General features: G+C 44.5%; 11 protein-coding genes. 4 read left to right on the top strand and 7 right to left on the bottom strand.

Features of this window, described 5'->3' with window-relative positions; genetic code table 11:
• Positions 1 to 97 precede the first annotated feature (97 nt).
• Both V1501_RS10205 and V1501_RS10200 read right to left on the bottom strand, forming a co-directional pair.
• Complete coding sequence (locus V1501_RS10205; protein ID WP_409293030.1) at positions 98 to 1339, bottom strand: aminopeptidase P family protein; 1242 nt, start codon at positions 1337 to 1339, stop codon at positions 98 to 100.
• A 148-nt stretch (positions 1340 to 1487) separates the two neighbouring features.
• Positions 1488 to 3152: an alpha-keto acid decarboxylase family protein gene (locus V1501_RS10200; RefSeq protein WP_409293029.1), complete on the bottom strand. Its 1665-nt coding sequence runs from the start codon at positions 3150 to 3152 to the stop codon at positions 1488 to 1490.
• A 171-nt stretch (positions 3153 to 3323) separates the two neighbouring features.
• On the opposite strand from V1501_RS10200, the gene V1501_RS10195 reads away from it, so the two are divergent.
• Positions 3324 to 3893 carry a TetR/AcrR family transcriptional regulator gene (locus V1501_RS10195; RefSeq protein WP_409293027.1) on the top strand — a complete coding sequence of 190 codons (570 nt, stop codon included), beginning with the start codon at positions 3324 to 3326 and terminating at the stop codon, positions 3891 to 3893.
• Between the two features lie 145 nt (positions 3894 to 4038).
• A complete protein-coding gene (locus V1501_RS10190) occupies positions 4039 to 7074 on the top strand; it encodes an efflux RND transporter permease subunit (RefSeq protein WP_409293025.1) in 3036 nt (1011 codons plus the stop codon).
• Between the two features lie 216 nt (positions 7075 to 7290).
• Here the strand turns inward: V1501_RS10190 and V1501_RS10185 are convergent, their stop codons facing one another.
• Genes V1501_RS10185 through V1501_RS10175 form a run of 3 tightly spaced genes read right to left on the bottom strand, consistent with a single transcriptional unit; the run spans position 7291 to position 9172 of the window.
• Positions 7291 to 7569 carry a DUF3784 domain-containing protein gene (locus V1501_RS10185; protein WP_409293024.1) on the bottom strand — a complete coding sequence of 93 codons (279 nt, stop codon included), beginning with the start codon at positions 7567 to 7569 and terminating at the stop codon, positions 7291 to 7293.
• An 18-nt stretch (positions 7570 to 7587) separates the two neighbouring features.
• Positions 7588 to 8709, bottom strand: coding sequence for a metallophosphoesterase (locus V1501_RS10180; RefSeq protein ID WP_409293023.1), 1122 nt, complete (start codon positions 8707 to 8709; stop codon positions 7588 to 7590).
• A 58-nt stretch (positions 8710 to 8767) separates the two neighbouring features.
• A complete protein-coding gene (locus V1501_RS10175) occupies positions 8768 to 9172 on the bottom strand; it encodes a hypothetical protein (RefSeq protein WP_409293022.1) in 405 nt (134 codons plus the stop codon).
• Between the two features lie 218 nt (positions 9173 to 9390).
• Here V1501_RS10175 and V1501_RS10170 point away from each other — a divergent pair, with 218 nt between their 5' ends.
• Positions 9391 to 9630 (top strand): hypothetical protein, encoded by a 240-nt coding sequence (locus V1501_RS10170; protein WP_409293020.1) that lies wholly within the window; start codon positions 9391 to 9393, stop codon positions 9628 to 9630.
• A 302-nt stretch (positions 9631 to 9932) separates the two neighbouring features.
• Here the strand turns inward: V1501_RS10170 and V1501_RS10165 are convergent, their stop codons facing one another.
• Positions 9933 to 10094: a hypothetical protein gene (locus tag V1501_RS10165; protein ID WP_409293018.1), complete on the bottom strand. Its 162-nt coding sequence runs from the start codon at positions 10092 to 10094 to the stop codon at positions 9933 to 9935.
• Between the two features lie 121 nt (positions 10095 to 10215).
• Positions 10216 to 11163, bottom strand: a complete 948-nt coding sequence (locus V1501_RS10160; protein ID WP_409293016.1) for an aldo/keto reductase family protein — start codon at positions 11161 to 11163, stop codon at positions 10216 to 10218.
• Between the two features lie 169 nt (positions 11164 to 11332).
• On the opposite strand from V1501_RS10160, the gene V1501_RS10155 reads away from it, so the two are divergent.
• A complete protein-coding gene (locus V1501_RS10155; protein ID WP_409293015.1) occupies positions 11333 to 11917 on the top strand; it encodes a DNA-3-methyladenine glycosylase I in 585 nt (194 codons plus the stop codon).
• Position 11918 lies beyond the last annotated feature (1 nt).

Genomic DNA, 11918 nt, shown 5'->3' with positions numbered 1-11918 from the left:
ATCCTTTTTCCAAAAGAGATTTTAACTGAGTGTTTGTACTAAATGCAGACATCTCAAAGCCTGCCCAAAAACCCCCCTGATTAAGGGAGGTCCCGTCTTATTTCATAAAGTTCTCTATTTCTTCCACCGAACGGAAAATCTGCTGTGACAGCACCTCATGCCCTTCCTCTGTAACGAGGACATCATCCTCAATCCTGATGCCAATTCCTTCTTCGGCAATATAAAGTCCGGGCTCCACTGTTAGTACCATCCCGGGTTTTAGGATCAGGTTCTTATAATCGCCCACATCATGGGTGTCCAGGCCGAGGAAGTGGCTGACTCCGTGATAATAATAATTGCTTATTTCACTCCTATCCTTGATTAACCCGGCATCTATGCAGCCCTCAGCAAGGACTGATTTCGTGTGTTCGTTAAGCTCTGCGAAAGGAGTGCCCGGCTTAATCAATGCCGTGGTTTCCCTTAACGCCTTTAATACTAAGTTATAATAGGTTTTCTGTTTGTCAGTGAATTTGCCGCCGGCTGGGAATGTATAACTGATATCGGCATTGTAATATTCAAACTGTGCTCCAAGGTCCAAAAGCACAAGGCTTCCCTCTTCAACAGCAGCATCATTTTGCTCGTAGTGAAGAATGGTGCCATTTTCTCCGCTTGCAACAATCGTATTAAAGGCATGATGCTTGACGCCATTTGATTTCAGGGCAAAGTCAAAGTGTGCCTCAAGCTGGTATTCCTTCATGCCAGGCCTGGCCGCCTTCATGACACCCTGAATGCCTTGATAGGTAATGTCGATGGCCCGCTTGATCTTTTCAATTTCCTCAGGCTTTTTATAGACCCTCAGGCTGCAGATATCTTGATAGACATTCTTTATTGAAAGGGAAGGATAATTCGCACGCATCCGGGCAGCAAAGGCTTGAGACTTCGAAGCCGGCGAATCCAGCTCCCTTCTCTCAAGATCAAGATACAGCCCGACTGGATTTGATGAAAACAGCATCCTTGATAGGAATCCCTCAAATTGATCCAGAAACTGAATGTTTTCAATCCCCGAAACTTCCTTTGACTCTTCTCTTGAAATGGTTTTGCCCACCCATTTCTCCATCACTGGATCGGATTTTTCGATGAACAAATATTCGTCTGTCCTGTCTTTTTGTTTATATGCCAGATAGATGATGTTCGGTTCATCGATTCCGGTCAAATAGTAAAAGTTTCGGTTCGGTATGAATTTATAAGCCTCATCTGCCGTTTTGTGCGGTGCCTTGCCGGCAAAGAGAATAAGGATTGAGTTTTCTTCTATTTTTTCATATAAATCACTTCGGTTTTGTATGTAAAAATCTTTTTTCATTCTATTGCCCCCTGTGTCTTATATCCCACTCTCTTTAAATATAGCATAATATGAATATTCTAATAACCATTTTATCCCGCTCTTTCAGCTTCCATAGGAAAGCCCCCGCCTTGTTCCGTTCTCCGGCAGAGGCCGCTCCTAAACAATATCAGGATTGCTGTTCTTCCATATATTCATTGACTTTCTTCAAATACTGAGGGGCATCCATCGGATCCCCCACAATCATTTCAATCAGGCAAAGCTTCTGCTCCTGCTCTGTTTCAGCCTGAACTATGGCTTCATCCAGCTCTCGATTCGTACGGACCTTCACTGTAAAGGCATCATGACCAAAGACGGCCGGCAGTTTTGTATAATCCCAGTGCGGGATATTGTTATAAGGCTGATTCTCGGTTTCAATGTTCAGATATTTCTCAACCGTATAGCCCTGATTATTTAGTACGAAGATGATCAGCCGGCAGCCATGTTCGAGCATGGAGCTGATTTCCTGGACCGTCAGCTGAAGCGAACCATCGCCTGTGAACAGGATTACCCTCCTGTCACGATCAGCCATGGCGGCTCCAAAAGCTGCAGGGCAGCTGTAGCCGATACTCTGCCAGCCGCCCTGGGCGATGTAGGAAGCACCCTCTGGAAGCCTGATCTGTGACATTCCGTAGAAAAGAGTGCCTGTTTCGACTACAATTACATCCTTTGGCTGCAGCATCTCCTGAATACGGGGATAATAAGCGGCTGCTTCCAGCTTGTCATCCGCTTCGCCGCTTTGTATGTCATAAGGAAATGTGGGCTCCGCCACTCCATTCTTTTTAGGCAGATCCATCACAAGGAGTTCAGAGATAAAATCCCCGGCTTCCACCTTCTCGAATTCTTCATTCCCTATCCTGATACTATACGGCTGGATATCAATCAGCTTTTCCTGATCCAGCTCAATGGTGAATTTAGCCATGTTCATGTCAGACCGCTGGAGCCCGGCCGCGACAATACAATCAGCATGGGCCACAGCATGGGCCGGCTCGCTGCTTCCGAATTGTCCCCCAAGCATTCCCAAATACAGTTTGTGCTGTTCGTTAAATCCTCCTTTACCCTGCATAAGTGAGACAACCGGTATATTAAGCTTTTCAGCCAGCTCCTCCATCTGACCTTCCAGATGCCATCGATAGCCTTTAACGTCAATGAGAAGTACAGGACTACTGGCAGATCTCAGCAGCTCTCCTGCTTTTTCCACAACTTGACTCAGGTTCTCTTCGCTCTTTTCTACCTGGGAAGGGAGTTCTCGTTCTGATCGAAGGGGCTGAGTGACCACATCAATCGCAATTTGAAGATAGACTGGTTTTTTTTGATTCTTCGCTGCGGCAAGCGCTTTAGGAATCACTTCTGCCGCATTGTCGGGAGTCACTACTTCTGAATAGGCAGTAATGTTCTGATAGACCCGATGAAAGACGCCGAAATCACCATCCATCAAGCTGTGATGAAGGAGTTTACCCTCCTTCTGCTGAGAGGTTTCCGGGGACCCAACGATATGCACAACGGGCACATGTTCGCTGTAGGAACCTGCAATTGAATTACATGCACTCATCTCACCGACACCGAAAGTAGTGATGAGCGCCCCCATTCCCTTAAGCCTGGCGTATCCGTCAGCGGCATAGCCTGCATTCAGTTCATTCCGGCTGGTAATAAAACTGACACCCTCAAATTCCTCAATGGTATCCAACAGGGAAAAATTAAAATCCCCCGGCACACCGAAAATCTCTGTGACCGATTCCTTTCGCAGGCATTCCAATAAGAACTCCCCTACAGTCTTTTTGCCTTGTTCCTTCATTTCAAACACTCTCCTTTTTTTGTGTAGTATGCTACTGTCATTTACCCCTTGCAGGCGGAAAATAAATTTTAAAAACACGTTTAATCATTTTTTTCTAATTATCATTTGACTAGAGGGTACTGCATCCAATATATTTACTTAGAAAACACCCCAATCAAAGGAGGCTCACTCTTGGCTAGAGGGCATGACCAGAAGGAAAAGATCCTGGATGCTGCATTTGAGGTATTTGGCAAAAACGGGTACTATGATACCAAAATGCTGGATATCGCCGGTCTCGCTGGGGTCTCTAAAGGTACTCTTTATCTCTATTTCCCTTCAAAGGAAAGCTTATATATCGAGGTGCACGACCGCAGCTTCAATCATTATTTATCTCAGCTCGAGCAGAAGGTCAATGGCTTTTCAACCTTTAAGGAGAAGCTTGTATGCATTGCCGAGGAGAATTTGATGGTGTTTTACAAGGACCGCGATAAGCCTAATAAGTATCTTCAGGCATATACAAATGATCCAAATATGATTAAATCCCTTCATACCTTCTTCGACAACTATCATAAGTATGTAACCAGCCTTATGCAGGAAGAAGGAATCCGGGATCCTGCAGTTCATGCCAAAGCATTCATTGGCATGCTGAACAATTATCAGCGGGACATATTTTTTGACCCGGCTTTTGATTACTCCGCTCTCCTTGGAGCAGCTGTCTTCGTTGTTGACCTTTTCGTGGGAGGCTGCAGGAGGAATGAATAATCAGGGTAGGTTTCTACCTGGCCCATGAGTACCCGCGGGTCAGTATATGAATGTGTAAATATTATGAAATACACGTTTTTTTTGTACTCAGAGTACCCACGGGTCAGTATAATATAAATAAAAAATTTGAAAATTGGAGGCATTTATGAATTTATTAACGCGGTTCAGCTTGAAGAACGCAGCAGCCATATTCATTATTTCATTTTTACTCATACTGGGAGGATTATACTCATTCACCAAACTGAAAGTCGACCTTCTTCCTGATATCGAATTCCCCCAGCTTTCCATTGAAGCCGTCTATCCCGGCGCCTCTCCAGCTGATGTGGATGAGCAGGTCACTACCAAGCTTGAAAAACGCCTCACCGGCCTTGACGGGGTCAAGAGTGTTCAAAGCACGAACTTTGAAAGTGTCGGAATCATCAACATGGAATTCCCGTTCAATACCGATATGGATGATATTGAACAGCAGGTAAATGCCATCATTAAGGAAGAAAATCTGCCTGACAGTGCTAAAGTCGATGTCAGCCGCTTCTCGTTCGGCTCATTCCCGATCTATAATATCTCCCTCTTCTCTAAAGGAGGCAGCAGTGCCGATAAAATTCTGAATGACAAGATCATCCCTGAAATCAAAAAAATTGAAGGCATTAATTCAGTTACGGTCGGCGGGTTGAAAGAAGAACTCCTTCAGGTAACAGCCGATAAGAAAAAAGCCCAGGCCAATGGGATTTCCCTTTCCGGCATCAAAGAACAAATCAGCCAAAAGCTATTCTCCTTCCCTGCCGGCACGGTTACTTCTGAAGATATTCAGGTTCCCGTACGTGTCGAAGACAAAATCGAGAAATTGAGTGAGCTGAAAAACCTGAACATCACTTCTTCCATACCGGGAAATACAAAAAGCGTGAAGCTTGGGGATATAGCCAAAATCGAGCCGGTATCCGAGCAGGCTGAATATACCCGTTATAATATGAAAGAATCACTTTCCATGGCCGTCACGAAAAAGCAGGACGCCAATACAGTCGCTGTAGCGGATGAAGTAATCAAAATATTAAATAAGTATAAAAAAGATGTAGATTATGCGATCGGCTTTGATTCAGCGGCCGGTATAGAAGAATCTGTAACAACACTTGTTAAAGAAGGATTGCTTGGGGCCTTGTTTGCATCTCTTGCTGTTTTGCTTTTCCTGCGAAATGTCCGGGCCACTCTAATCTCAATCATATCCATTCCACTATCACTCTTGATTTCAGCCATTTTTTTGAATGCCCTGGATATTTCTCTTAATATCATGACGCTCGGCGGCATGGCTGTCGCAGTAGGCCGTGTGGTTGATGATAGTATAGTAGTCATTGAAAATATATTCCGCCGTGTCCGCAGAAGCAAGGAAGGGATGTCAAACGATCTAATTCAGTCTTCCACTAAGGAAATCTTGAAGGCGATCACTTCCTCCACCCTTACAACGGTTGTGGTGTTTCTGCCGATAGGCTTTGTCGGCGGCATCACGGGGAAATTTTTCCTTCCATTTGCTTTGACAGTCATCTTTTCACTGCTGGCTTCCCTGCTCGTTTCTATAACGATAGTGCCAATCCTTGCTCAGTTCTCATTTAAGAAGGTACCGGCGAAAGAAAAGGAAGGCAGTTTGCAGCGCACCTATGAAAAAGTAATTGGCTGGTCACTGAATCATAAAGCCGTTATTTTAATTCTGTCTCTCCTTTTGTTAGGCGGATCTTTCGCGCTAGTGCCGAAACTCGGGTTCACATTCCTGCCGAACGAGCAGTCAAAAACCCTGGTGGCAAGCGTCCAGCTTCCTTCTTCAACGGCGCTCGGCAAAACCAATGTTGTTTCTTTGAAGCTTGAAGAAATGTTCAAGGAACAGGATGAAATCAAGGAAGTAACAACAGGTGTCGGCTCACGTGACTTCCAGACCGGACTGAAAAAGAAAAACCAGGCAAGCTACTTTATCAATCTGAACGAAAACACAGACATTGATGAGTTTATCCCGAAAATTGAAAAGAAGATGAAAGCCATAGCTGACCGCGAGGAGCCTGGTACAAAGCTTGGCGTCCAGGAACAGAATACCGGCGGTCCGCCCACAAACAACAATGTGGTCATTGATTTGTTCTCCAATAACCTGGAAGAACTGCAAAGTGCTTCAAAAGAAGTAGAAAAATTTCTTAAATCCTATGACAAGCTTAAATATGTATCCAATAATTTCTCTGAAAAACAAAAACAGCTGGTCATCGATGTCGATCAGGAAAAGGCAGGCAATCTCGGAGTCTCAGGAGCCCAGATTCTCGGAACCATATTAGATCAGACACAGCCGGTATCCGTCGGGAACCTGAAGCTTGATGACCAGACACGCTCTGTCCAGCTGTCCTATAACGATGAAATTACATCGATAGATGAAATTAAAGAACTTCCTGTATTCACACAAAGAGGACCAGTGCCTGTAAGCGAACTCGTAAATGTCCAGGAGCTTGATGCCTTTACTTCTATCCAGAAGCTGGACGGCAAAGTATTTGCCAGGATCGAGGCACAGATTGAAGGAGACAATATCCAGCAAGTATCCAAAGAAGTGATTGACGGTGTGAACAAGGATGTTGACCTCCCTGAAGGCGTAGACTTCGAGGGCGGCGGCGGAAGCGATGATACTGTAGAAACCTTCCAGCAGCTTGGACTCGCGATGGTTGTTGCGATCGGTCTCGTATACCTGACGATGCTCATCGCCTTCGGAAAAGCAAGGATTCCATTCATCATCCTGTCATCACTCATCTTTGTCCCGATCGGTTCCTTGTTCGGATTGGTGCTCGCTGATGAACCACTGTCTGTGTCCGTAATGATCGGCTTCCTGATGCTGATTGGTATTGTCACAACCAATGCCATCGTGCTTGTAGACCGGATCAATCAGAATCGCGAGGAAAAAGAAATGTCCATCAGGAAATCCTTGATCGAAGCAGGCAAAACCAGACTTCGACCGATCCTGATGACTGCTTTTGCAACCATCGCAGCCCTTATTCCGCTGGCACTCACCACGTCATCCGGAACTTTGATTTCCAAGGGCCTTGCCATTACAGTAATCGGCGGCTTGACGTCATCCACTCTATTAACACTCATCATCATTCCAGTGTTATATGAGCTGTTCTTCTTCCGTCAGGCGAAGAAAGAAAAAATCAGGAAGGCCTCATAAATCAACAGGTAAATAAAATGGAATCGGATTAAGATCCGATTCCTTTTATTTTGGCTGTTGTTACATAATGAATCTTAATTAGATATGCTGGATTTCGTGTCAATGCCCATGTTTAACAAGTTTATTGCACACGCTTAATTGCAGTTCATGCAGCGGAAAGCCACTTCGCATTCAACAGCCTCAATTTATGCGGCAGCAGCCTTTGAAAGAGGACCTTCATTTCACATCCAGCTTATTGGAATAGATCATGACCATTACAGTCGATGCCACCACAATTACCGCAAATAGGATTCCGGTAAAGCCGCCAACAAATTCCAGTCCAAACGGCAGTACTATGCATAAGACCCCGATAAAAGCGGAGAAAAGGCCGTAGACTTTCGCCAATATGTTCTTGTCGCCGGCGAACTCTTCTTCATTGAAGCCCGCTATCATAGAAAGCTTCTTTTTCCCCAGATAAGATAGGCGAATATAAGCACCAGCATCCCACCCAGCCACAGACTATAATTCCCCCTGTCAATCCATTTTCCCACCCTTAACTCCGGTAAATTCAATAGTGATCTCCAGGATTTCTGATCGGCTGCCAATCCTGAGCGGCGGCCCCCAGAAGCCGTAGCCTGAGGAAACAAAGGCATGCATGTTATTCTTCTTTAGATAACCCCAGTCAAGTTCATACATCCTTCTTGTTATCAGATGATTAGGTGCCATCTGCCCCCTGTGTGTATGGCCGGAAAGCAATACATCCACGCCGGCTTGTTCGGCCTCTTTTAATTCATAAGGCTGATGATCCATGGCGATGAGGACCTGTTCAGAATCGACAGAACGGGTCAATGCTGCAAAACCCATCCGTCCACGGTCAGTGCGGTCCTTCCTTCCTGCGAGAATCAGTCCTTCAGTTATTTCAATGGTTTCATCCAATAAAATATCGATGCCTATGCTCTCCATGATCTTCAGGTATTCCGCAACACCGCCGCCATAATACTCATGATTTCCGAGCACGCCATAAACACCTAGCGGAGCTTCAAATTCACCCATGATTTTGTCTATATTCTTTTTTCGAAATGGACCAGGATCATCGTCGATGATATCACCCGGCAGCAGGATGAGATCAGGCTTAATTTCTGCTAGTTCAGCCGCAAGTCTTCTCGCGTGTCTCACACCGGAAAGGCGTCCAAAGTGCATATCCGAAGCTGCGGCAAGCTTTAGAGTCTTCCTCTCCCCGCACATTTTATCCACCTTAATGTTATATCTGCGAATTACTGGACTGTATGCATTAAATAATCCGTATCCAAATATGACGATTAAAACTGCAATGACAATCCAGCCCGCAATTACTGCTTCGGCAGTATCCAATTTCCCGGCAAGCTTCATGAAAAGCAGAATCAGGTCAGCCGCCGGCAGAATCAAAATGCTGAATTGCAGGATGCCAAACCAGATAGAGCCCAGCGCCCTTAGGAATTCTGACTTCTTTCGAAAAAAATAAGAATAGCCCATGATCCCAGTTATGATGATGGGACTAATCGGATTATGCAAACCAAAGGCTGAATGCAGCCAAATCCAGCCATGCCAGCCTATATAAAGAAGAAGGAGATTATATACACCTATGAAAAGAATTCTCCCCGTTACATTACGTCTCATTAAGCCACTCTGCACCTTTCACTTGTTGTAATTTCGCAAATTATAAAACCATTCTATCTTATTCCACATGCCTGCCATCTCTATGGATATTTTCGCCGCTGTAGCTGTTTTGCACCACTCTGCCATCCTTCTTTACCCGATACCCATACACATAGTCAGGTTCATTTATAAATACAGCCTCAATTCTGATTCCATTAGAAAAAATACCTCTGTTGTTCCTTAAAACAAATTTCTCCCCGGGATATTTGCTATTCAGATAATCATGGACTTTATCTCTTTGCACTTCTTCCTGCAGAATCTCATTTTCCTTTTCCCATATGAGATAAGCTGTTTCTGCAACAGAAATCAAGAGGGCCCCGCTCAAAAGAACAACTCTTGCCTTCTTTAAAAATATGCCCAGAATGATCGAGGCTGCAATGGGCGCAATATAAAGAATTAACGTGGTCAAGGCAAGTGGCGACATCTAATATTCTCCTTTATAGATCATTATGACTAAATATATTCGTCATTAGAATGGCCTTTACCTTGTTTCTTGAAAATAAACGGCATTTTCCTCGTAGAAAAGTCACAAAATTCCGTAAAATTGTATCAATTTCAACAGCTTGTGCTATAATTAATTTTATACAAAATATGGGTCCTATTCGACTTTTCTTAGTCACTTCCCTATATGAGAGGAGATGTATGATGTCAAAGGACTATATCCATTTCGAAACCATGATGAAACTCATCAAGCAGTATCGGAATTCTGATATCCTCTTGGTATACTCTGACGGGGACAAATGCCCGCTCGTCCATGTAAGCTTTCTTCAAGACCACTACCAGATCACAGACCTCACAACCCGCGAAATCGTTCAATATTTAGATACCAGCGCCGCCATCCATGCTATTGAAAACAAACTTTCAGAACCCTCCTACTGCTGAGAACTCCTTCGTGTATATACAATGCCATTCCCAGCCAGACTAACATCATGATAAAAAAAATCCTTTACATCAGCGCTTTGTCGATTGGAATCCTCGTGACTGCGTCCATCGCTTTGATCGACGCCATAGGGTTCCTGTCCAACTGGATTAAGCAGGCTCTTCTGTGAGTCTGCTTATTTTAATGCCAATATGTAATTCTTCCAACAAACAAAAAAACAGGACTAAATACATCCTTTTGAACTTAACTGAGTATAGTTTGATGTGGTCCATTTACCTTTCCCCGCCCCGCCGCCACTCACTAATCAGTGATCTCTGTTTAAATCCTGTTCAAGAGATCCAGTAGCGGTTTCTCCTCCCTTTTCAATTTTCTCATAGTAATCTTTTTTTACACTTATTGAATTTTTCTCTTCCTCACGTGCCCTTTCTTTCTGCGGCTGATTTTTATATTCTTCCTTCTTTTCCAATTTACATGACCTCCTTCTATATTTATTTATCTCATTCCCTTCATGATGGCTGACAAACATGGCCGGGAGCATTGAAAAGACCTCCATCAACCTAAGTTAATGGAGGCTGCAGATTCAAGTATTAAGCCAGGATGGAATCGATCTTCTGCACTGTTTCTACATCCAGTTCAACATTCACGGCGCCTATATTCTCATGCACCTGTTCCGGCCTGCTTGCACCTATAAGTGCTGAAGCGACATTCGGCTGCCTCAGCACCCAGGCAAGTGCAAGCTGGGAAAGGGTGATATCCCTTTCCGCTGCCACTTTCTCCAGCTGTTCCACCCTTAGGAGTACATCTTCCTGAAGCAGCTTGTCCATGAACATGTTTGACTTATCATCAGCCGCCCTGCTTCCCTGGGGCAGCTCTCCTCCGCGCTTATACTTCCCTGTCAGCACACCCTGGGCGAGCGGTGAGAAGACGATCTGGCTAATCCCGCTCTGTTCTCCAAGCGGTATGATTTCTTTTTCTATCTTGCGGTGCAGCATGCTGTAATTGGGCTGATTCACCACAATCCGGTCAAGCAGGAATTTCTCTGACGTGCCGAGGGCAGCCCGTATCTGTTCCGCTGTCCACTCACTCACTCCAACATACATCACCTTTCCCTGCCTTACCAAATCATCTATGGTTCTCAGCGTTTCATCTACAGGAGTGTCCGTATCATAGCGGTGGCAGTAGTATATATCTACATACTCAAGCCCAAGACGTGAGAGACTCGCATGAAGCTGTTCAAAAACATGTTTCCGTGATAAGCCTTTATCATTCGGTCCATCGCCCATCGGACCAAATACTTTTGTAGCCAGCACATAGCTTTCACGCGGATACTTCCGGAGAGCCTCACCTACTATACTCTCTGCTTCGCCCCGCGCATAGACATTTGCCGTATCAAATGAATTGATCCCAAGATTATAAGCCGTATCAATAACGGACTCCGCTGTTTTCTTTTCGGTTGAATTCCCGTAAGTCAGCCAGCTGCCAAGGCTTATTTCGCTTACTTTAAGGCCGGTTCTTCCTAAACGTCTATATTTCATGTGCAGAAATCCTCCTTGTTTTACCCTGAATTTTCTGAAATCTATCCTCAACTCTTAGTTTATCCATCACTGCAGGCTTTTGTCTAATGGGACGGCCTGGATTACTATACGAACAAATGTGTGGTATCATCAGAAGAGATCATATTTTATAAGTCAGGAGAATGATAATATGAACAGATGCAGCTGGGTAAATGAGGATCCCCTCTACCAGGAATATCATGATAAAGAGTGGGGAGTTCCTGTCAGAGATGACAGACTGCTTTTTGAATATCTGAACCTAGAGGGGGCCCAGGCAGGATTGAGCTGGTACACCATTTTAAAAAAGAGGGAAAACTACCGGGAGGCTTTTGATAACTTCGACGCTTCCTTAATTAAAACGTATGATGAAAATAAAATAAATGAGCTGCTAAATAATGCAGGAATTGTCAGAAACAAACTTAAAATCAGGGCAGTCATTGGCAATGCGGCCGCCTATGAAAAAGTGCAGGAAGAATGGGGCTCATTCAGTGCATATATCTGGTCCTTTGTCGGCGGCTCTCCGATCATCAATCACTATGAATCAGGAACATCTGTACCGGCTTCCACAGAAATCAGCGATAAAATGAGCCGCGACTTGAAAAAACGAGGCTTTAAATTTGTCGGCAGCACAATTTGCTATGCTTTCATGCAGGCATGTGGTTTGGTGGATGATCATTCCGCCTGCTGTGATTTTAGTAACAAGGCTGCAGGAAATTCCCCGTACAAAACCGAATAAC

The organism is Paraperibacillus esterisolvens (assembly GCF_046237625.1).
In the GTDB taxonomy this organism is placed as follows: domain Bacteria; phylum Bacillota; class Bacilli; order Bacillales; family DSM-1321; genus Paraperibacillus; species Paraperibacillus esterisolvens.
Note: the sequence above shows the minus strand (reverse complement) of the source record. Positions and strands in the feature narration are given on the sequence as shown.